The organism is Enterobacter sp. 4974935, assembly GCF_058661735.1.
This window is the reverse complement of record NZ_JBZWGT010000003.1, coordinates 736300-756942: the sequence shown is the minus strand read 5'-3', so window position 1 is coordinate 756942 and position 20643 is coordinate 736300. Positions and strand designations below refer to the sequence as shown.

The 20643-nt window shown below is 56.6% G+C and carries 18 protein-coding genes; 5 read left to right on the top strand and 13 right to left on the bottom strand.

The window, feature by feature from the left end:
- Nucleotides 1-10: 10 nt before the first annotated feature.
- The 6 genes from ftsB to cysG form a co-directional block, all read right to left on the bottom strand.
- Nucleotides 11-322: a cell division protein FtsB gene (gene ftsB, locus AC4OVS_RS04805; protein WP_003862095.1), complete on the bottom strand. Its 312-nt coding sequence runs from the start codon at nt 320-322 to the stop codon at nt 11-13.
- 79 nt (nt 323-401) lie between these two features.
- Nucleotides 402-728 (bottom strand): DUF3561 family protein, encoded by a 327-nt coding sequence (locus AC4OVS_RS04800; protein ID WP_006811767.1) that lies wholly within the window; start codon nt 726-728, stop codon nt 402-404.
- Between the two features lie 58 nt (nt 729-786).
- Nucleotides 787-1392, bottom strand: a complete 606-nt coding sequence (gene cysC / locus AC4OVS_RS04795; RefSeq protein WP_491922216.1) for an adenylyl-sulfate kinase — start codon at nt 1390-1392, stop codon at nt 787-789.
- Complete coding sequence (gene cysN / locus AC4OVS_RS04790) at nt 1392-2816, bottom strand: sulfate adenylyltransferase subunit CysN (protein ID WP_022649189.1); 1425 nt, start codon at nt 2814-2816, stop codon at nt 1392-1394. The genes cysC and cysN overlap by 1 nt, the downstream gene beginning before the upstream one ends.
- Nucleotides 2817-2825: 9 nt before the next feature.
- Entirely contained in the window at nt 2826-3734 is a 909-nt protein-coding gene (cysD, locus tag AC4OVS_RS04785) for a sulfate adenylyltransferase subunit CysD (RefSeq protein ID WP_022649190.1), read from the bottom strand.
- Between the two features lie 9 nt (nt 3735-3743).
- Nucleotides 3744-5102, bottom strand: a complete 1359-nt coding sequence (cysG, locus tag AC4OVS_RS04780; protein WP_063150174.1) for a siroheme synthase CysG — start codon at nt 5100-5102, stop codon at nt 3744-3746.
- A 237-nt stretch (nt 5103-5339) separates the two neighbouring features.
- Here cysG and AC4OVS_RS04775 point away from each other — a divergent pair, with 237 nt between their 5' ends.
- Complete coding sequence (locus AC4OVS_RS04775; RefSeq protein WP_491922215.1) at nt 5340-6383, top strand: aminopeptidase; 1044 nt, start codon at nt 5340-5342, stop codon at nt 6381-6383.
- A 93-nt stretch (nt 6384-6476) separates the two neighbouring features.
- Here AC4OVS_RS04775 and cysH read toward each other — a convergent pair whose 3' ends face one another.
- The 3 genes from cysH to cysJ all read right to left on the bottom strand — a co-directional run bounded on the left by cysH (nt 6477) and on the right by cysJ (nt 10828).
- The gene (gene cysH, locus AC4OVS_RS04770) at nt 6477-7211 is read right to left on the bottom strand and encodes a phosphoadenosine phosphosulfate reductase (protein ID WP_491922214.1); all 735 of its coding nucleotides are present in this window, start codon (nt 7209-7211) and stop codon (nt 6477-6479) included.
- Between the two features lie 99 nt (nt 7212-7310).
- The gene (cysI, locus tag AC4OVS_RS04765; protein ID WP_491922213.1) at nt 7311-9023 is read right to left on the bottom strand and encodes an assimilatory sulfite reductase (NADPH) hemoprotein subunit; all 1713 of its coding nucleotides are present in this window, start codon (nt 9021-9023) and stop codon (nt 7311-7313) included.
- Nucleotides 9023-10828, bottom strand: a complete 1806-nt coding sequence (gene cysJ, locus AC4OVS_RS04760; protein ID WP_491922212.1) for an NADPH-dependent assimilatory sulfite reductase flavoprotein subunit — start codon at nt 10826-10828, stop codon at nt 9023-9025. The genes cysI and cysJ overlap by 1 nt, the downstream gene beginning before the upstream one ends.
- Before the next feature lie 303 nt (nt 10829-11131).
- Between cysJ and queD the strand changes: the two genes are divergently transcribed.
- Nucleotides 11132-11497 carry a 6-carboxytetrahydropterin synthase QueD gene (gene queD / locus AC4OVS_RS04755; RefSeq protein ID WP_006811776.1) on the top strand — a complete coding sequence of 122 codons (366 nt, stop codon included), beginning with the start codon at nt 11132-11134 and terminating at the stop codon, nt 11495-11497.
- On the opposite strand, the gene AC4OVS_RS04750 is transcribed toward queD, so the two are convergent.
- On the bottom strand, nt 11482-13836 hold the full coding sequence (locus AC4OVS_RS04750; RefSeq protein ID WP_491922211.1) for a helix-turn-helix domain-containing protein: 2355 nt from the start codon (nt 13834-13836) through the stop codon (nt 11482-11484). The genes queD and AC4OVS_RS04750 overlap by 16 nt on opposite strands.
- Nucleotides 13837-14007: 171 nt before the next feature.
- On the opposite strand from AC4OVS_RS04750, the gene AC4OVS_RS04745 reads away from it, so the two are divergent.
- Complete coding sequence (locus AC4OVS_RS04745; RefSeq protein WP_023306836.1) at nt 14008-15177, top strand: M20 aminoacylase family protein; 1170 nt, start codon at nt 14008-14010, stop codon at nt 15175-15177.
- Between the two features lie 27 nt (nt 15178-15204).
- A complete protein-coding gene (locus tag AC4OVS_RS04740; RefSeq protein WP_491922210.1) occupies nt 15205-16602 on the top strand; it encodes an MFS transporter in 1398 nt (465 codons plus the stop codon).
- Between the two features lie 17 nt (nt 16603-16619).
- On the opposite strand, the gene queE is transcribed toward AC4OVS_RS04740, so the two are convergent.
- Genes queE through AC4OVS_RS04725 form a run of 3 tightly spaced genes read right to left on the bottom strand, consistent with a single transcriptional unit; the run spans nt 16620 to nt 19612 of the window.
- A complete protein-coding gene (queE, locus tag AC4OVS_RS04735) occupies nt 16620-17291 on the bottom strand; it encodes a 7-carboxy-7-deazaguanine synthase QueE (RefSeq protein WP_006811780.1) in 672 nt (223 codons plus the stop codon).
- Nucleotides 17292-17345: 54 nt separating this feature from the next.
- The gene (locus AC4OVS_RS04730; protein WP_023298492.1) at nt 17346-18053 is read right to left on the bottom strand and encodes an N-acetylmannosamine-6-phosphate 2-epimerase; all 708 of its coding nucleotides are present in this window, start codon (nt 18051-18053) and stop codon (nt 17346-17348) included.
- A complete protein-coding gene (locus AC4OVS_RS04725) occupies nt 18053-19612 on the bottom strand; it encodes a maltose/glucose-specific PTS transporter subunit IIC (protein ID WP_023306839.1) in 1560 nt (519 codons plus the stop codon). The genes AC4OVS_RS04730 and AC4OVS_RS04725 overlap by 1 nt, the downstream gene beginning before the upstream one ends.
- A 166-nt stretch (nt 19613-19778) precedes the next feature.
- Here AC4OVS_RS04725 and AC4OVS_RS04720 point away from each other — a divergent pair, with 166 nt between their 5' ends.
- A complete protein-coding gene (locus AC4OVS_RS04720; protein WP_023298494.1) occupies nt 19779-20603 on the top strand; it encodes a MurR/RpiR family transcriptional regulator in 825 nt (274 codons plus the stop codon).
- Nucleotides 20604-20643: the final 40 nt, after the last annotated feature.

Here is a 20643-nt window from a genome sequence, read left to right as displayed (position 1 = left end):
CTGGGCCTGATTATCGATTGTTTTGTGCGGAGCCCTGATTGCGTTTAGACGCATCCGGAACCAGGCGATAAAACGTTTCGCCCGGCTTAGTCATACTAAGTTCATTGCGTGCGCGCTCCTCAATCGCCTCCTGGCCGCCATTGAGGTCATCAATTTCAGCAAAAAGTTGATCGTTACGCGCTTTAAGTTTGGCGTTTGTCGCCTGCTGTGCCGCGACGTCATCGCTCACCCGGCTGTAGTCGTGCAGTCCGTTTTTGCCGAACCACAGCGAATATTGCAGCCAGACCAGCAAAGCCAGCAACAGCAGCGTTAGTTTACCCATCCTGCCCCCTGAAAAAACGGCATCATCATCCCATAACTTTCCGCTGGACTCTACTGCGGGGTTTTAATTATGCCGTAAGTTAGCCCATCAGCCATAAAAACAGCAGGCCAAAGATGACCACAACGGTGGCGATAGTGATGAGCGTACTATACAGGAGCTTGCCGTTGAAAAGGGAGTGCAGCGCCACGCCCACCACAACCGCAACGGGCATCAGCGCCAGGAAGAAAGGCCAGGTATAGAGGAAGAAAAAGAGGGTGTTTCCACCGTAGATCAAGAACGGGATACCCAGCGCCAGTAGCCACGACACAAAGCCGACAATCGCCCCAGGGAAGGACCAGGTCGTCTCGTCGTCGGTCGTTAACGGTTCCGACCCGGTGGTAATCATGTAGTTTTCACTGTTGCGCATAGCTAATCCTGTGACCGTGACTCATCGCTCGGGAAGACAGCTCCCGAACGATACCGTCTCAGGATCTGATAATATCGTCCCGTCTGAGCAGGTCTAATAATTGGCTTACTAAATTTGTTACCAATTGTTGACCTTCCAGATGAATCTCAGGGGATTCAGGCGCTTCGTAAACCGAGTCAATACCGGTGAAGTTTCGCAGCTCTCCCGCGCGGGCTTTTTTATACAGCCCTTTCGGATCGCGCGCTTCGCAGATTGCCAGCGGCGTATCCACAAACACTTCAATGAAGCGATTCCGGCCCACGCGCTCACGCACCATCTGACGTTCGTCGCGGTGCGGTGAGATAAACGCCGTCAGCACCACCAGCCCGGCATCCGCCATCAGGCTGGCGACTTCTCCCACCCGGCGAATGTTCTCTTTACGGTCTTCATCGCTGAACCCTAAATCGCTACACAGGCCGTGACGCACGTTGTCGCCGTCCAGCAGGTAGGTGCTCACTCCCTGCTGATGCAGCGCCTCTTCCAGCGCGCCTGCCACCGTGGATTTACCGGAGCCAGACAGCCCGGTAAACCACAGCACAACCCCACGGTGACCGTGGAGCTGTTCGCGCTGGGCGACGGTGACCGGATGAGGATGCCAGACGACGTTCTCATCATGGGCAGCCATTACTTGCCTCCCAGCAAATCGCGTGCGCCCCAGTGCGGGAAGTGTTTACGCACCAGCGCATTCAGCTCAAGTTCAAACGCGCTGAACTCAGAGGCCACGGTAGCCTGCGCGTTTGGCTCACGGACCATCCCGGCGCCGACGGTGACGTTGGTCAGGCGGTCGATAAAGATCAGCCCGCCCGTCACCGGATTCTGCTGATACGGATCCAGCACCAGCGGCTCGTCGAAGGTCAGATCCACCAGACCGATGCCATTCAGCGGAAGCTCGCTCACGTCACGGTGGGTCAGGTTGTTGATGTCCACCTGGAACTGAATGCCGTCCACGCGGGCGCGGGTTTTCTTGCCGGCAATTTTAATGTCATAGCTCTGGCCTGCGGTCAGGGGCTGTTCCGCCATCCACACCACGTCCACGGATGCGCCCTGCACCGCCGCCAGCGTTTCCTGCGCGTCGACCAGCAGATCGCCGCGGCTGATGTCAATCTCGTCTTTTAGCACCAGGGTTACCGCTTCACCAGCCCCTGCTTCGTCCAGATCGCCATCAAAGGTGACGATACGGGCAATGGTCGATTCCACGCCGGACGGCAGCACCTTCACGCGCTGGCCCACGTTGACCGAGCCGGACGCAAGGGTGCCGGAGAAGCCGCGGAAATCGAGGTTCGGACGGTTTACGTACTGCACCGGGAAGCGCATCGGCTGGGTCTCAACCACGCGCTGAATTTCAACGGTTTCCAGCACCTCCAGCAGCGTCGGGCCGCTGTACCACGGCATGTTCGCGCTCTGAGAGGCGACGTTATCCCCTTCCAGCGCCGACAGCGGCACAAAGCGAATATCGAGGTTGCCCGGCAGCTGTTCAGCAAAGGTCAGGTAGCTCTGGCGGATCTCGTCGAATCGCGCTTCGCTGTAGTCCACCAGATCCATTTTGTTCACCGCCACCACCAGGTGTTTGATCCCCAGCAGCGTAGAGATAAAGCTGTGACGACGCGTCTGATCCAGCACGCCTTTACGGGCGTCCATCAGCAGGATCGCCAGGTCACAGGTGGACGCGCCGGTCGCCATGTTACGGGTGTACTGCTCATGCCCCGGGGTGTCGGCGATAATAAATTTGCGCTTTTCGGTAGAGAAGTAGCGATAGGCGACATCAATGGTAATGCCCTGCTCGCGCTCCGCCTGCAAGCCGTCCACCAGCAGCGCCAGGTCGAGTTTTTCGCCCTGGGTGCCGTGGCGTTTACTGTCATTGTGCAGGGAAGAGAGCTGATCTTCGTAAATTTGTCGCGTGTCGTGCAGCAGACGACCAATCAGGGTACTTTTCCCGTCATCAACGCTGCCGCAGGTCAGGAAACGCAACAGACTTTTGTACTGTTGGGCGTGCAGATAAGCTTCTACGCCGCCTTCATCGGCAATTTGTTGGGCAATAGTCGTATTCATGGCGGCTCCTTAGAAATAACCCTGACGTTTCTTCAGCTCCATGGAGCCTGCCTGGTCGCGGTCAATCACGCGGCCCTGTCGCTCACTGGTGGTCGACACCAGCATCTCCTCGATGATCTCCGGCAGCGTCTGCGCACTGGATTCCACCGCGCCGGTCAACGGCCAGCAGCCGAGAGTACGGAAACGGACCATCTGTTTTTTGATCACTTCACCCGGCTGTAAATTAATGCGATCGTCGTCGATCATCATCAGCATGCCGTCGCGCTCCAGGACCGGGCGCTCTGCTGCCAGATACAGCGGAACGATCTCAATATTTTCCAGATAGATGTACTGCCAGATATCCAGCTCGGTCCAGTTGGAGAGCGGGAAGACGCGAATGCTTTCGCCCTTGTTGATCTGGCCGTTGTAGTTGTGCCACAGCTCCGGACGCTGGTTTTTCGGGTCCCAGCGGTGGAAGCGGTCGCGGAAAGAGTAGATACGCTCTTTGGCGCGGGATTTCTCTTCGTCACGCCGCGCGCCGCCGAAGGCCGCATCAAAACCGTATTTATTCAGCGCCTGCTTCAGCCCTTCGGTTTTCATGATATCGGTATGCTTGGCGCTGCCGTGCACGAACGGGTTGATGCCCATCGCCACCCCTTCCGGGTTTTTGTGCACCAGCAGCTCGCAGCCGTAGGCTTTGGCGGTACGGTCACGAAACTCGTACATCTCGCGGAATTTCCAGCCGGTATCCACATGCAGCAGCGGGAACGGCAGCGTCCCCGGATAAAAGGCTTTACGCGCCAGGTGCAGCATGACGCTGGAATCTTTACCGATGGAGTACATCATCACCGGGTTAGAGAACTCGGCGGCCACTTCGCGGATAATGTGGATACTTTCCGCTTCGAGCTGCCGCAGGTGAGTAAGTCGTTTTTGGTCCATAACCGTTCCTTAAGCCAAATTTACAACAGAAGCGCCGAAGCCTTCTGTGTCGGTTGTGTGTTGGAACCAGGCGAGCGAGCTGTGCAACTGCACCACTTCTCCCACCACGATCAGGGCGGGCATCGGGGCGTCTTTCGCCAGGGTTGCAAGGTCTTGTAAAGTGCCGATGGCGACATGCTGATCGACGCGTGTCCCGCGGGAAATCACTGCTACCGGCGTCGCCGCATCGCGACCGTGCTGAATAAGCTGTTCGCTGATGTCTGCCGCTTTCATCGTGCCCATATAAATCGCCAGCGTTTGTCGGCTCTGGGCGAGATGCGACCAGTCAAACGGCGTGCTGTCGGCTTTATAATGCCCGGTCACAAAGGTCACGCTCTGGGCGTAATCGCGATGGGTCAGCGGAATACCGGCGTAGGCCGTGACGGCAGACGCCGCCGTAATGCCGGGGACCACCTGGAACGGGACGCCCGCTTCGGCTGCCGCCTGCAACTCCTCGCCACCACGGCCGAAGATAAACGGGTCGCCCCCTTTCAGACGCACCACGCTCTTGCCCGCTTTCGCGGCGGCAATCAGCATTTGATTGGTGTCGTGCTGCGGCACGGAGTGCTCGCCGGCACGTTTGCCGACGCAAATTTGCTCCGCGTCACGGCGGATCAGTTCGCGAATACCGTCGGTGACCAGATGGTCGTAGAACACGACATCCGCATCCTGAAGAACCTGGAGGCCACGCAGCGTGAGCAGCCCGGCATCGCCCGGCCCGGCGCCCACCAGAATGATCTCCCCGCCCGTACTGCCGGGGTTATCCAGTTCGTCTTCGAGTATTTGTTGCGCCGCCGTCTCGTTACCGGCATGCATCAGGCTGGCAAAGCGGCCGCGAAACACACGCTCCCAGAAGCGACGGCGTTCCGTCACGCTGGTCAGACGCGTTTTAAGGTGGTTGCGCCAGTAGCTGGCCTTCTCCGCCATGCGCCCGAGGCTGGTCGGCAGCAGCGCTTCGATTTTTTCCCGCAGTACGCGCGCCAGCACCGGCGCGGTGCCGCCGGAGGAGATCGCCACCAGCAGCGGCGAGCGGTCAACAATCGACGGGAAGATAAACGAGCACAGCGGCTGGTCGTCTACCACGTTCACCAGACGGTGACGGTCCTGAGCTGCGTCGGAGATTCGGCGGTTGAGCGCCCGATCTTCGGTTGCCGCAATCACCAGCACCACGCTGTCGATCTGAGACTCTTCAAAATCCGCCTCTGCAACGACCTGCACCTGCGCCCCGGCGCGTTGCAGGAACGCGATTTTGCGATCGGCAATTTCACCCGTCCCGACAACCAGTACCGGTCGGTCTTTCAAGGCGGCAAAAAGGGGGAGATAGTCCACAGGCAACAACTCACTAACAACCAGGAATAAAGGGACTATAGGGGGCGGCTTAGATCGAATGAAATTACGAATTGGAATGAGTAGTTACTCAATGGAATAACGCCGTGGAAAAGCAAATATCAAAAAGTGCTTAACATGCGAAATTTCGGGCATTTAAGCGCAATTCAAATTGTGTCTACCCGATCACAGTTTCATACTATGCGGGTTAAAATTTTGCTCTGTTTTTAAGGACTCACTATGTTTTCCGCAATGCGCCACCGATTCGTTGCCCTGGCGCTCGGCGTTTGCTTTATCCTTCCGGCTCAGGCAAAAAATCAATCTTACGGTGAAATAGCCAGTATGCAGGCGCGGCATATTGCGACGGTCTTTCCGGGCCGCATGACCGGAACCCCAGCCGAAATGCTCTCGGCAGACTATATTCGTCAGCAGTTTGCGGATATGGGCTATGAGAGCGACATTCGCGCTTTCCACAGCCGCTACATCTATACCTCACGCAATAAAACGCAGAACTGGCATAACGTAACCGGCAGCACGGTCATTGCGGCGCACGAAGGAAAGGCGGCTGAGCAGATTATTATTATGGCGCACCTTGATACCTACACGCCGATGAGCGACGCTGATGTCGATAATAACCTCGGCGGGCTGACGCTTCAGGGACTGGATGACAATGCGGCGGGGCTGGGCGTCATGCTTGAGCTGGCCGAACGCCTGAAGAATATTCCGACGAAATACAGCATTCGCTTTGTTGCGACCAGCGGTGAAGAAGAAGGAAAACTCGGCGCTGAGAATCTCCTTAAGCGCATGACCGCTGAGGTGAAGAAAAATACGTTGCTGGTGATTAACCTCGATAATCTGATCGTGGGAGATAAGCTCTATTTTAATAGCGGACAGAGCACGCCGAGCAGCGTACGTAAACTCACCCGCGACCGCGCGCTGGCGCTTGCCCGCACGCATGGCGTCTATGCCGCGACAAATCCGGGCGGTAACCCCGATTATCCCAAAGGCACGGGCTGCTGTAATGACGGTGAAGTGTTTGATAAGGCGGGCATTCCGGTGCTGTACGTCGAGGCGACTAACTGGGCGCTGGGCAAAAAAGATGGCTATCAGCAGCGCGCTAAATCGAAGGCGTTCCCAAACGGGACCAGCTGGCATGACGTGCGGCTGGATAACCAGCAGCACATTGATAAAACGCTGCCGCAGCGGATTGAGCACCGCAGCCGGGATGTCGTGAAAGTGATGCTGCCACTGGTGAAGGAGCTGGCGAAAGCGGGGAAAGCCTGATGCAATTAAGCCCGGTTGCGCTGCGCTTACCGGGCCTACAACGGCACGAAACGTAGGCCCGGTAAGGCGTAGCCGCCACCGGGCGAAAAAACATTACCCTTCGTGCAGCCCGCACTCGCGCTTCAGCCCAAAGAATCGCGTCTCTTCTTCCGCCATTCCCGGTTCCCATTTAAGCGTGGTATGGGTGTCGCCTACCGACAGGTAGCCCTGATCCCACAGCGGATGGTACTTCAGCCCGTGCTTTTGCAGATACTGGTACACCGTGCGGTTATCCCAGTCGATGATCGGCAGCACTTTGAACACGCCACGCTGCACCGCCAGCACCGGCAGCGTTGCCCGGCTCCCGGACTGCTCGCGGCGGAGCCCAGCAAACCACGTCTGCGCATGAAGATCTTTCAGCGCGCGGTTCATCGGCTCGACCTTGTTGATCTCATTGTATTTCTCGATGCCCTCAACGCCCTGCTCCCACAGCTTGCCGTAACGCGCCTCCTGCCAGGCCGCGCTTTCGGTTGCGCGATAAACCTTCAGGTTCAGCTTGAGCTTGTCCGTCAGCTCGTCGATAAACTGATAGGTCTCCGGGAACAGATAGCCGGTATCGGTGAGGATCACCGGAATGTCCGGACGGATCTGATTCACCAGATGCAGACTGACCGCCGCCTGAATGCCAAAGCTCGACGAAAGCACATAGTCTCCCGGCAGGTTTTCCAGCGCCCACGCCACGCGCCCTTCGGCGTCGAGCTTTTCCAGTTGGGCGTTAGTTTCTGCCAGAGCCAGAATGCGTTCAACTTTTGGCAGGTCATTAAGGGCGTTTAGATCGAGTACGGACATAAGAACCTCGTTTGCCTGTTTCGCCGGGCGGCACTGCGTTTGCCCGGCCTACAAAACCCGTAGGCCCGGTAAGCGAAGCGCCACCGGGCAAAGGATGGATTACTCCCAGAAATCCCTTGCGGGATCGAGCACCGGGCGAATGATACCCGCACGTACCGTAAAGTCGCCGAAGCCTTCACCCGCTTCGCGCTCTTTCGCCCAGCGTCCGATAAGCACGTCGAGGGAATCGAGAATTTCCGGATCGGTGATGTTCTCGCGGAACATACGCGGAATACGTGTCCCGATACGGTTACCGCCCAGGTGCAGGTTATAGCGACCCGGCGCTTTCCCTACCAGACCGATTTCGGCCAGCATCGCGCGGCCGCAGCCGTTCGGACAGCCCGTCACGCGCATAACAATATGCTCGTCCGGAATACCGTGTTTTTCCAAAATCGCTTCCACTTTATCAGTGAAGGACGGCAGGAATCGCTCGGCTTCGGCCATCGCCAGCGGACAGGTCGGGAACGACACGCAGGCCATTGAGTTTTCACGCTGCGCGCTCACCGCATTCATCAACCCGTGCTCGCGGGCCAGCTCTTCAATTCTCGCCTTATCGCTTTCCGGCACGCTGGCGACGATCAGGTTCTGGTTGGCGGTAATACGGAACTCGCCTTTGTGGATCTTTGCGATTTCCAGCAGGCCGGTTTTCAGCGGACGGCCCGGATAATCAAGAATACGGCCGTTTTCGATAAACAGCGTCAGGTGCCAGTTATTGTCGATGCCTTTCACCCAGCCGATGCGATCGCCGCGACCGGTGAATTCGTAAGGGCGGATCGGCTCAAACTTGATGCCCGCGCGACGCTCCACTTCTTCTTTGAACGTCTCGACGCCTACGCGCTCAAGGGTATATTTGGTTTTCGCGTTTTTACGATCGGTACGGTTACCCCAGTCGCGCTGGGTCGTAACCACCGCCTCTGCCACGGCCAGCGTGTGCTCCAGCGGCAGGAAGCCGAACTCGCTCGCGGTGCGGGCGTAAGTTTTCTTGTTACCGTGCTCAATGGACAAACCGCCGCCCACCAGCAGGTTAAAGCCGACCAGCTTGCCGTTTTCGGCAATCGCCACGAAGTTCATGTCGTTGGCGTGCAGGTCGATATCGTTCTGCGGCGGGATCACCACCGTGGTTTTAAACTTACGCGGCAGGTAGGTCTGACCGAGGATCGGCTCTTCATCGGTGGTGGCGACTTTCTCCTGATCGAGCCAGATCTCCGCATAGGCGCGGGTACGTGGCAGCAGATGTTCGGAGATTTTTTTCGCCCACTCGTACGCTTCGGCGTGCAGCTCAGATTCGTACGGGTTCGAGGTGCAGAGCACGTTACGGTTCATGTCGTTGGCAGTCGCCAGCGCGTCCAGACCCACGGAGTGCAGCATCTGGTGCACCGGCTTGACGTTCTTCTTCAGAATGCCGTGGAACTGGAAGGTCTGACGGTTGGTCAGACGAATGCTGCCGTAGATTGTGTTTTCACCGGCAAACTTGTCGATCGCCTGCCACTGTTTCGTAGTGATTACCCCGCCCGGCAGACGACAGCGCAGCAGCATCGCGTGACGCGGCTCCAGCTTCTGTTCGGCACGCTCGGCGCGGATATCGCGGTCGTCCTGTTGGTACATACCGTGGAAACGGATCAGCAGGAAGTTGTCGCCTTTGAAACCGCCGGTCAGGCCGTCATTTAAATCTTCGGCAATGGTACCGCGCAGGTAGTTGCTCTCTACCTTCATGCGCTCGGCATCAGTCAGTTTGCCTTCGACCACCAGTGGGCCAGGATGTTTTTCGCTCATTAGTAGACATCTCGCTGATAACGGCGCTCTACGCGCAGCTCACTTAAAAATTCATCCGCCGTTTCGGCATCCATACCGCCGAATTCGGCAATCACTTCCAGCAGTGCCTGCTCAACGTCTTTCGCCATGCGATTGGCGTCGCCGCAGACATAAATGTGGGCGCCGTCATTGATCCAGCGCCACAGCTCTGCGCCCTGTTCGCGCAGTTTGTCTTGTACGTATACTTTTTCTTTCTGATCGCGGGACCAGGCCAGATCGATGCGGGTCAGCACGCCCTCTTTGACGTAGCGCTGCCACTCAACCTGGTAGAGGAAATCTTCAGTAAAGTGCGGGTTGCCGAAGAACAGCCAGTTTTTACCCGGCGCGTCGTCTGCCGCACGCTGCTGCATAAAGGCGCGGAATGGCGCAATACCGGTGCCTGGGCCAATCATAATCACCGGCGTTTCGGGGTTCGCCGGCAGGCGGAAGTTGTCGTTGTGCTCGATAAAGACGCGAACTTCACCCTCTTCTTCCACGCGGTCTGCCAGGAAGCCTGACGCCCCACCCGCGCGCGCGCGGCCTTCGATGTCGTAACGCACCACGCCAACGGTGATGTGGACTTCGTTTTCCACTTCCGCCTGCGAGGAGGCGATGGAGTACAGGCGCGGGGTCAGCGGACGCAGCAGGCCGACCAGCGCGTCAGCATCCAGCTGTGCCGGAGAGAAACGCACCATATCGACAATCGGCGTTGTCGCCGCGTATTGCTGTAACTTCGCCTTGTCCCCGACCAGCGGAAGGAGCGATTCGCTGCGGGTTAAGGTGGCGTAGTTTTCAACGATGTTGGCGGTGTTCACCGTCAGTTCGAAATGCCACTGGAGCGCCTCGGAGATCGAGAGCGTTTTGCCATCCACGGTAACCGGTTCATCGCCTTTCAGCCACAGCAGCTCGACCAGCTCTTTCACCAGCGCCGGATCGTTCTGATACCAGACGCCCAGCGCATCGCCAGGCTGGTAACGCAGGCCAGAGTCACCGAGATCGATTTCGATATGGCGCACGTCTTTTTCAGAATCACGGCCCGTGATTTTCTGGTTTACCGACAGGCTCGCCGTCAGCGGCGCCTCTTTCGTGTAAGGGCTGGTGTGGATTTCGTTAACGGTGCCGGCTGCGGTAACGGCGGCCTGCGCTGGCGTCTCTTTCGGGACGCGGGCCTTCAGCACCTCAACGATGCGCGCCCGCCATTCGGCAGCAGCAGCCTGGTATTCCACGTCAGCGTCTACGCGATCCAGCAGGCGCTCTGCGCCCAGCTCCGCCAGCTTGCTGTCGAAATCTTTACCGGACTGGCAGAAAAATTCATAGGACGTATCACCGAGGCCGAAGACGGCAAAGGCGGTGCCCTCGAGCTTTGGCGCTTTTTTCGAGAACAGGAACTTATGCAGCGCGACGGCTTCTTCAGCAGGCTCACCTTCCCCCTGCGTTGACGCCACCACCACCAGCAGTTTTTCTGACGCGATCTGTTTGAATTTATAATCCCCGGCGTTGACCAGGTTAACGTTCAGCTTCGCGGCGAGCAGGTCATCACGCAGCGCTTCGGCCACACGGCGGGCGTTGCCCGTCTGCGAGGCGCTAATCAGCGTAATGGCAGGAATTTCAACGGCCGTTGGCGGGATGCCTGCCACAGCACCCGGCTGCTGGTTCAGCATTCCCCAGAAATAGCCGGAGACCCAGGCAAGCTGGGTGGGTGAAAAATCGGAAGTCGCGGCCTGGAGGCGCGCCAGTTGCTCCGGGTTAAGGGGAAGCAAATTTGAAGGTGGGGCCTGTGTTGTCATGCGTCGTTATGTTCCAGTAGCAAAGCGGACTTTAAGCGAATAAATCCAAACTGAAGATAAGGTTAACGGCGGGGATAATAACAATTAAAGAAGGGATGGAAATAATTAATAACCAAATGGACTAACCTGTTTTAGTTATCGTTCTTAACGATAAAAGCGATTAAATAACCATATGAAATAAAACAACAAAAATCGATAAACACCATGAATACGAGGCGTTGACCGTTCAGAGCCGTTTTAGTTAATGATAAAAATTGTGCTTTCCGGTACTATGCGGCGGTTTTTTCCGCATTCCTGAGAGCTATGATGTCCACCACACTGTTTAAAGATTTCACCTTCGAAGCCGCACACCACCTTCCACACGTTCCTGCCGGGCACAAATGTGGCCGCCTGCATGGACACTCGTTTATGGTGCGTCTTGAAATCACCGGTGAAGTCGATCCCCATACGGGCTGGATCATGGACTTTGCCGAACTGAAGGCCGCGTTTAAGCCGACCTACGATCGTCTCGATCACTACTATCTGAATGATATTCCGGGCCTTGAAAACCCGACCAGCGAAGTGCTGGCGAAATGGATTTGGGATCAGATGAAACCGCTTGTGCCGCTGCTGAGCGCGGTGATGATCAAAGAGACCTGCACGGCAGGCTGCGTCTACCGCGGGGAGTGAATCTCCTCCGTTTCGGCCTCAAGAGGCACGAGCGGCGTAAACTCATAGAGCACCAGCGCATTACTCTCCAGTGATTCTGTCAGTTGCCAGCCGTCATCAATGCGTTCATCGTATAGAGAAAGCGTTGGACGCGCTTTGTGCGCTATCCAGCGCCACATCTCTTCGTCAGGGCCGCTTTCGCTGCCTACCCCTTCAAGCAACGGATAGAGCGCGCCGTTATGCTGATCGAAAAGATGGCGTTTAATTCGCCAAATACCGCGCATTCCCTTCAGGTGTAAATGATACTGCTGGCGAAAACGCTGGATGAATGCTTCTTCACTGGAAAGGAGCGGATTAAAAACCACCACATTACGCAGCAGCAACTGGTAACCATTGTGATGGCGCGTGAGCAGAACACGCCCGTCGTTTACCAGCACCTCGCCCCGCAGGCGTTGCCAGAGCCAGAGTACCCAATAAACCGGCCGTGGGAGACCATGGTTGTACTGTAGCGCAAGGCTTGACGTATCGATGGTATTGTTCGCACGAGCTTCACCCTGAAGGCCCGAATTGAGCCAGAATCCCCCTAGCCAGACCTGCTCCGATAGCCCGAGCAGGCTCTGCATCAGCAGCGCCCCACGAAAAAACCAGCCGTTTGTCGCCCGCGTGTTCCCGGTGAGGGTATTCCAGGAGAGAAGCCAGACGGGAAGCGAACATTTGCGCAGACGAAGGGCGGCGATAATCTGGCGGATCTTCTGTACCGGATAATTTTCTGTAGAAGAGAGTTGGGCTGGCTCCCGCTGCGCAGGATCGAGAAGTTCATTGGCATCGGCTGAACAGGCAAGAAAATCGGCCTGCATCAGGATGGCTGAGCTGAACAGGGTATTGTCGCTCACGCCCGCGCTGTCGGGTGAAAATCGATGCCATAAACCAAACTTTGCCTGTGGCAGATAGTTGCGTATGACGTTTTGTTGCGCCAGCCAGACCTGCTCCCGGGTCTCCTCACTCGCCTGTGTTGACCAGTGCATGACAAAGTGCCAGCCCGCGGTGATCTCGGGCGAAAAATGATTGACCGACCGTTGTAAAAAACGGGCAAGTAGATCGCGACGGGTCGTTACGCCGGTGTGCAGCAGCACCGTCCATTGCTTTTTTGCCAGCCAGGTGAAGAGCTGATGCAGATTGTACCAGCAGGCGTAGCCCGCCATCTGGGGGTCATCCCACCCGGTGGCAAACAGACGGCTGCTGAGAAAAGGTTCGGCGATATCAATTCCCTCTATGGGAATGGCCTCATTTATCGCTTCAAGATTCTGACGAACGTCCTCACGCAATAAATCGTCGAGCTCACGCAGGGTAATGACCACCCGCATACGACGCAGCGAGGTGGAGAGAGGATTAAGCTGCTCAAGATCCAGTGTCTGCTCCTGCTGCGGTCGATCGATAAGCGGGGAGGCTCCCCAGCCGCGCGCCACCGGTTCATTGAGCAGGCTAAACAGCTTATCCATGGCCACCGGATAGCGCTGCTCACACCTGTCCGTACGAACACGTGTGGCCTCCGGGTGCTGGCGTCGGGACTTACGAAACTCACCCGGGGACATATTGTGAACACGCCGAAACCGATCGGTCATCATACGCGTGCTGGCGAAACCCTGCTCAAGCGCAATCTGATGCAGCGGTCGGTTCGTCAGACGGAGCGCGTCAGCCGCCTTTTCCAGCCGCAGGGTGGTGATGTACTGCATGAAACTGATCCCCACTTCCTTTCTAAAGAGACGAGAGAGCCAGGCTTCAGAGACATATTCACTCGCGGCGATTTCCGCAAGCGTAATACGGCGAGAATAACTGGCATTGATCCGCTCTATCACCCGGGCAATGCGTTTGCTGTGCGTTGGGGAAAGTTCACGGGACAAAAACCGGGCGGGCTGCTGAAAGCGGCTGGTCAGCAACAGCAATATCTCGCTCAGCCAGCGGTACGCCTCCAGCCGGTAGCGGTGTGGATCGTTGATGAGGGTGACCACAAGAAGCTGGCGCAGTTGATCGCGAAGCGCATCGCATTGGGGCCAGACGCCTCCGGCTTCTGCCGGTATAGCGTAATCATGGACAAAAAAATCATTGCAGAGCTGGACCACCCAGCGCCCGGAAAGGGACACGCGCAGGGTGATATTTGCCGTTTCGCTCGTGAACTGCCAGCGCCGATGACGGTTGATGATGGCAAGGGTATTGGCCTCCAGGATGTCACGTCCCACATCGGTATTCAGCTCAGCCCGCCCTTCCAGCACCCAGAGCAACGTTAGCGTATCGCCTTCATCCTCCACGCAGTGGCGAATGTCCTGGATCTCCACCCAAAATTCATCTCCCCGCTGATTCATCTTTCCCCTCATCAAAGACAAATAATGACCGGCTCTTTTTTGTCATAACGGAATTGTATGAAAAACAATCAAAACAAAACCGTCGCTTTACAACAAAAAAATGCATTTTCTGGCAGTGCGATCGTCATAGACTCGAAATTATCACCGTTTGGCATAAAAAGGATAACAAAAATGACACATCCAATTATCGAAGCTCTGCGCGGCAAAGAGGCCCAGTTCACTGAATTACGTCGCTATTTTCATCAGCATCCTGAAATTGGTTTTGAGGAGCACAATACGAGCGATCGCGTTGCGGCGTTGCTTGAGGAATGGGGATATGAGGTTCATCGCGGCCTGGCGAAAACCGGTGTGGTCGGCACGCTGAAGGTGGGTAACGGGCCTAAACGCCTGGGTCTGCGCGCCGACATGGATGCGCTGCCTATGCAGGAAAACAGCGGCAAGGCCTGGAGCAGTACCGTTGAGGGTAAATTCCACGGCTGCGGTCATGACGGCCACACCACAACGCTCCTGTATGCAGCGGAGTACCTGGCACGCACCCGCAATTTTAACGGCACGCTGCACCTTATTTTTCAGCCTGCGGAAGAACTTCTGTATGGCGGACGCGTTATGGTAGAGGACGGTTTGTTTGACCTGTTCCCCTGCGACCACATTTTTGGTCTGCACAATATGCCGTCACAGCCCGTCGGAAAAATTGGTCTGCGCGATGGCGCCATGATGGCCTCTTCCGACACCCTTCATATTGAGGTTAACGGCGTGGGGGGGCACGGCGCGGTGCCAGAACATACCGTAGATGCCACCCTGGTTGCCTGTCATATCACTATCGCTTTGCAGTCCATTGTTTCGCGCAATATCACCCCTTTTCAGCCTGCCGTCGTTACCGTAGGCAGCATTCAGGCTGGACATGCCCCCAACATCATCAACGACAAAGTATTGATGAAACTTACCGTGCGCACGCTGGATGAAAGCGTGCGGCAAACCGTGCTACAGCGCATCCATGATATCGCCGTTGCGCAGGCGGAAAGTTTCAATGCCACGGCTACCATTCGACACATTAATGGCAGCCCGGTACTGAAAAACAATCCGCAAGCCAATGAGATGGTGCGCAACGTCGCCACCGATCTGTTCGGTCAGGATTCCGTCGCGGAGGTGAATGCGTTTATGGGCAGCGAGGACTTTGCGTTCATGCTCGAGAAAAATCCCAATGGCTGTTATTTCACCCTTGGCGCTGGCGATGAGCCTGACCGCTGCATGGTGCATAACCCGGGCTACGACTTTAACGACACTATTCTCCTCACCGGCGCGGCGCTGTGGGCCGCACTGACCGAACACTATCTGCGCTGATTCGCACCTTCCCGGGAGGGCTGCATTATGAGTACCGTTTCCCTGACAGACGCATCCGCCTACGCCGGTAACGATCGGCTGCTGGCGGGTATCGTCATGAGCGTTCTGACCTTCTGGCTGTTTGCCCAGTCGGTTATCAACGTGGTTCCGGCCATGCAGAATAGCCTCGACATTGCCCTCGAAACCCTTACGCTGGCCGTCAGCCTGAGCGCGTTGTTTAGCGGCTGTTTTGTCGTAGCCTGCGGTGGGTTTGCCGATAAGTTTGGGCGCATGCGCCTGACCATGACAGGCCTGATTTTGAGCATAATCGGAAGCGGTCTGCTGTTCATTTCATGGGAGCCCGTCCTGTTTCTGTTGGGAAGAGCGATACAGGGGCTATCCGCGGCCTGCATCATGCCCGCCACGCTGGCGCTGATTAAGACCTGGTATGAAGGTAAAGCACGCCAGCGCGCAATCAGCTTCTGGGTTATTGGTTCATGGGGCGGGAGTGGCCTGAGCTCGTTTGTGGGAGGCGCCATCGCCACCACGCTGGGCTGGCGCTGGATTTTTATTTTGTCGATAGTGGTGGCTCTGGTCGCGCTATTGCTTATCCGCGCCACGCCGGAAAGCCGCAGCCCTGATGCGTGTCGACACAAGCTGGATATCAGCGGCCTGGTGAGTTTTGTCCTTATGCTGGTGCTGTTCAATCTGTTTATCAGCAAAGGACACAGCTGGGGCTGGAGCAGCAGTTTATCGCTTCTTGTACTGTGTGGAGCCGTGATTGCACTGATGTGCTTTGTCGTTACCGGGCGGCGGAAGGGCGATGCGGCGTTGATCGATTTCGCCCTGTTTAAAAACCGTGCCTATAGCGCCTCGGTATTCTCAAATTTCCTGCTCAACGGCTGCATTGGCACCATGATGATCGCCAGCATCTGGTTGCAGCAAGGCCATCATCTGTCACCGCTACAGACCGGCATGATGACGCTGGGGTATCTGGTTACCGTACTGGCGATGATCCGGGTGGGTGAAAAACTGCTTCAGCGCTATGGCGCCAGGCTGCCGATGATGACCGGCCCGCTGCTGACCACAACAGGTATTACGCTGATTTCATGCACCTTCTTAAGCAAAGAGGTCTACATTGTCACCGTCTTTCTGAGCAATATTTTATTCGGGCTGGGGCTCGGATGTTACGCCACGCCCTCAACGGACACGGCGGTAATGAATGCCCCTGAAAACAAAGTGGGGGTGGCTTCAGGGATCTATAAGATGGGCAGTTCCCTGGGCGGCGCAATGGGGATCGCGGTCACCGCATCGCTGTACGCCCTATGGCTGCCGATGGGAACGGCCAGTGCCGCGCAGTATGCCTTGCTGTTCAACAGTGCGATTTGTCTTGGGTCAGCCGTAGTGACCTGGGCATTACTGCCAACAACAAAAGCCCCGCGTTAAGCGGGGCCACAAAAGTATCAGGCAATGTTCAGATATTTGTGCGTCTGCATCGACAGGCGCCAGTTGCGGGCGATACAGGTTTCAATGCACAGACGGGTTGCATCGTCTTTCTGGCTGATAGGCTGTAGCGCGATCACGCGCTGCTTTTCGTCCGTCAGCGTCGCCAGCAGTTCGTCCAGCGCTTCGATGTCACGCACGCGCCCCACCGGATGTTTGATCTCATCCGCACGCTCAAGCGCCTGCGACAGTACGTCATAACCGCCGCGCATATTCACTTTCGGTGAAACCGTTACCCACGTTGAATGGGAGCAGCGCACTTCATGGGTACCGCTGGTTTCGATCTGACAGCTATAGCCGTTCTTCTCGAGCAGTTCGGTGAGGGGCATCAGATCGTGAATGCAGGGTTCCCCACCGGTGATCACCACGTGCCGCGCCGTCCAGCCCTGACGACCAATTATGGCAAGCAGATCTTCCGCGCTGCCCGCGCCCCATTTATCGCTCTCTTTGGTTTTCGCCAGAATGCTGAACAGCGACACTTCCCGATCTGCGAGCTTATCCCACGTATGTTTGGTATCACACCAGGCGCAGCCAACCGGGCATCCCTGTAAACGAATAAAGATAGCGGGAACGCCGGTAAAGTAACCCTCGCCTTGCAGGGTCTGGAACATCTCGTTAATCGGGTACTGCATAGTCAACTCTGTTAAGGGAATAAACGATAAGTATCGCAGATCCCCGTCAGATGATCATGCTCCATCGGTGCTTTGCGCGCCAATTGCCGCCATAAACCGTTCCGTAATTTGCTGCGGTCGGGTGATCGCCCCGCCGACGACAACCGTATGCGCCCCCAACTCCAGACACCTGGCCGCGCGATCGGGGGTATCCACGTTACCTTCGGCAATCACGGGGATCGTGACGGCAGACAGCACCTCTTTCAAAAACGCGCAGTCATTTTCCGGTAGCGAATGGCCCGCGGTCTCTGCCGTATAACCGTAAAGGGTGGTTCCGACACAATCAAACCCCAGCGCCTGCGCGGTCACGGCCTCCTGCACGGTGGCAATATCCGCCATCAGCAGCAGCGAAGGGTAACGGGTGCGGATCTGCGCGATCAGCATGTCCAGCGATACGCCACCGGGCCGTTTCCGGGCGGTCGCATCCAGCGCAACGATGTCCGGGGCGACCGCCATCAGCTCATCCACTTCTTTGAGCGTCGCGGTGATAAACACCTCGCTATCCGGATAGTCCCGTTTGATGATGCCGATGACCGGCAGTGAGACCAGCCCTTTGATAGCCTTGATATCCACCACGCTATTGGCGCGGATCGCAGCGGCACCGCCCTGGGCTGCTGCCAGCGCCATTCGCGACATAATAAACGGGCTGTGCAGCGGTTCATTTTCCAGCGCCTGGCAGGAGACGACCAGTTTTCCTTTCAGGTTATCCAGTACAGTTTTCATTACGATAAGATCTCTTCCACTTCGTTTTTGATAAGGGTGACGTGCGGGCCATAGATGACCTGGACACCGTTGCCGCGGACGATAACGCCGCGCGCGCCGGTCGCTTTCAGTGCTGCTTCATTGACTTTGCTACCGTCTTTCACCGTGACGCGAAGGCGCGTGGCGCAGCAGTCAACGTCATCCAGATTGTCTTTTCCTCCCAGCCCGGCGATCACCGCTGCGGCGCGCTCGCTTTGCGGCAGGGTAGCCTCGTCAGCCAACGCCTCCTTTTCACGGCCCGGCGTGGCAAAATCAAAACGTTTAATCAGATAGCGGAAAGTACAGTAGTAAAGGAAGAACCACGGTACGCCTACCAGCGGGACGAACATCCAGTTAGTTTTCGCTTCACCCTGCAAAATGCCGAACAGCACGAAATCAATAAACCCGCCGGAGAAAGTTTGCCCGATGGTGATATGCAGCATGTGCGCGAGCATAAACGCCAGCCCGTCAAACAGCGCATGAATGACGTACAGCACCGGCGCAATAAACAGGAATGAGAACTCGATGGGCTCGGTAATGCCCGTCAGGAAAGAGGTTAACGCCGCTGACAGCAGCAGCCCGGCTACGCGCTTCTTGTTCTCGGGTTTAGCCGTGTGGTACATCGCCAGGCAGGCGCCCAGCAGGCCAAACATCATCGTAATAAAGCGCCCGGACATGAAGCGCGACGTGCCCTCATAGAAGTGCTGGGTGTTCGGGTCCGCGAGCTGAGCAAAGAAGATCCGCTGCGTGCCCTCAACCAGGTGACCGTTAACAATTTCACTGCCGCCAAGCGCGGTGGTCCAGAACGGCAGATAAAAGATGTGGTGCAGGCCAAACGGGCCAAGCATGCGCAGGATGAAGCCGTACAGCAATGTCCCCAGATAGCCGGTGGCATCCACCAGACCGCCAAGGCCAAAGATCAGCTTCTGAAAATGCGGCCAGACCACGGTCATCAGCGCGCCGACGAGTATCGCCGCCAGTGAGCTGATAATGGGTACGAAGCGTGAGCCGCCAAAAAAGCCAAGGAATTGCGGAAGCGCGATTTTATTAAACCGATGATGCAGTGCGCAGGTCACAAGCCCAATAACGACACCACCAAACACGCCCGTTTCAAGCGTCTGAATACCCAGCGTCATGCCCTGCCCTACGGCGCCCGGGTTCTCATGCGCCAGTTTTCCGGTCAGGATCAGCAGCGCATTGATAGTGGCATTCATCACCAGATAAGCGAGTAATGCCGCCAGCCCTGCCGTACCTTTATCATTTTTTGCCAGCCCAACGGCGACCCCAACAGCAAACAGTACCGACAGGTTTGCGAACACAATCGAGCCTGCACTGCTCATGATGGTAAAGATGGCCTGTAGCCAGCCAACGTCTAAAAATGGATAAGCGGTTAGCGTATTCGGATTCGATAGCGCCCCGCCGATCCCCAGCAACAGACCTGCTGCGGGCAGTATGGCGATGGGTAACATAAAGGATTTGCCAAAGCGCTGCGCTTTTTCAAACCATCCGCCGGAAGACGCTCCGCTGAACATTTGCATCATTTTTTTATCCCCCTGGTTGTTGATGAAAATTTTTACCACATATAATTTTAATTGTGAAAATTACCACCAAAAACCAGGACGCCGATCATACTTTTTCGAAATGACTGGCATCTCTCCCCCGCTTTCCGCCACACTAGTTGGCAGAGAAACGCATTAAGGATCTAGCATGTCGGACCATGAAAACCTGCTGCTGAAGCTACGCCAGGAGGCTTCCGGGTACAGCCCAACGCAACAAAAACTGGGGGAGTTTGTTCTCAACGATCCTGCCAGGGTGCTGTACCTGACGATCACCGAGCTGGCGCGTGAAAGCGGCACCAGCGAGGCCAGCGTCACACGCCTATGCCGCACGCTGGGCTGTAAGGGATATAACGAATTTAAAATGGCGCTTGCGCTGGATATTCAGCAGGGTTTGCCAGATCGTCAGGCAGGAGATGCGATAGATAACGTGGTGGATGAGTCTGTCCAGGCGCTGCAAGATACCGCAAAACTCCTCGACCGGGCCCAGCTTGAACAGGCGACACTGGCCCTGCATCAGGCGCAATCAGTGCAAATTTACGGGGTGGCGGCCAGCGCGATTCTGGGAGAGTATTTGCATTACAAGCTGCTGCGACTCGGCAAACCTGCACAGCTGTTTAGCGATATGCATCGCGCCGCCATGAATGCGACGACGCTCTCAAAAGAGACGCTGGTGGTGGCCATCTCAAGTTCTGGCTCTACACGGGATCTGCTTCACGTGGTGAAACTCGCCCGCAAGCGTGGCGTTAAGGTACTGGCGCTCAGCAATACACCCCGCAGCCCGCTGGCCTCCCTGAGCGATTTACAGCTGGTTGCAGCCAAGCCCGAGGGACCGCTGAGCGCGGGTGCGCTCAATGCCAAGGTTGGCGTGATGCTGCTGGTTGAACTGCTTACCACTTCCCTTATTGCAGTAGACAGCCATTACGGTGACGTAAGCCAGCAAACGGCCAGCGCCACGCTGCCGCTTCTGCTATAGAAAACAAAAAACCCGCCGAAGCGGGTTTTTTCATAAGAAC

Coding starts and splice junctions, on each gene's coding strand:
- ftsB (WP_003862095.1), bottom strand. CDS start 322: ATGGGTAAACTAACGCTGCTGTTGCTGGCTTTGCTGGTCTGGCTGCAA.
- AC4OVS_RS04800 (WP_006811767.1), bottom strand. CDS start 728: ATGCGCAACAGTGAAAACTACATGATTACCACCGGGTCGGAACCGTTA.
- cysC (WP_491922216.1), bottom strand. CDS start 1,392: ATGGCTGCCCATGATGAGAACGTCGTCTGGCATCCTCATCCGGTCACC.
- cysN (WP_022649189.1), bottom strand. CDS start 2,816: ATGAATACGACTATTGCCCAACAAATTGCCGATGAAGGCGGCGTAGAA.
- cysD (WP_022649190.1), bottom strand. CDS start 3,734: ATGGACCAAAAACGACTTACTCACCTGCGGCAGCTCGAAGCGGAAAGT.
- AC4OVS_RS04775 (WP_491922215.1), top strand. CDS start 5,340: ATGTTTTCCGCAATGCGCCACCGATTCGTTGCCCTGGCGCTCGGCGTT.
- cysH (WP_491922214.1), bottom strand. CDS start 7,211: ATGTCCGTACTCGATCTAAACGCCCTTAATGACCTGCCAAAAGTTGAA.
- cysI (WP_491922213.1), bottom strand. CDS start 9,023: ATGAGCGAAAAACATCCTGGCCCACTGGTGGTCGAAGGCAAACTGACT.
- cysJ (WP_491922212.1), bottom strand. CDS start 10,828: ATGACAACACAGGCCCCACCTTCAAATTTGCTTCCCCTTAACCCGGAG.
- queD (WP_006811776.1), top strand. CDS start 11,132: ATGATGTCCACCACACTGTTTAAAGATTTCACCTTCGAAGCCGCACAC.
- AC4OVS_RS04750 (WP_491922211.1), bottom strand. CDS start 13,836: ATGAATCAGCGGGGAGATGAATTTTGGGTGGAGATCCAGGACATTCGC.
- AC4OVS_RS04745 (WP_023306836.1), top strand. CDS start 14,008: ATGACACATCCAATTATCGAAGCTCTGCGCGGCAAAGAGGCCCAGTTC.
- AC4OVS_RS04740 (WP_491922210.1), top strand. CDS start 15,205: ATGAGTACCGTTTCCCTGACAGACGCATCCGCCTACGCCGGTAACGAT.
- queE (WP_006811780.1), bottom strand. CDS start 17,291: ATGCAGTACCCGATTAACGAGATGTTCCAGACCCTGCAAGGCGAGGGT.
- AC4OVS_RS04730 (WP_023298492.1), bottom strand. CDS start 18,053: ATGAAAACTGTACTGGATAACCTGAAAGGAAAACTGGTCGTCTCCTGC.
- AC4OVS_RS04725 (WP_023306839.1), bottom strand. CDS start 19,612: ATGATGCAAATGTTCAGCGGAGCGTCTTCCGGCGGATGGTTTGAAAAA.
- AC4OVS_RS04720 (WP_023298494.1), top strand. CDS start 19,779: ATGTCGGACCATGAAAACCTGCTGCTGAAGCTACGCCAGGAGGCTTCC.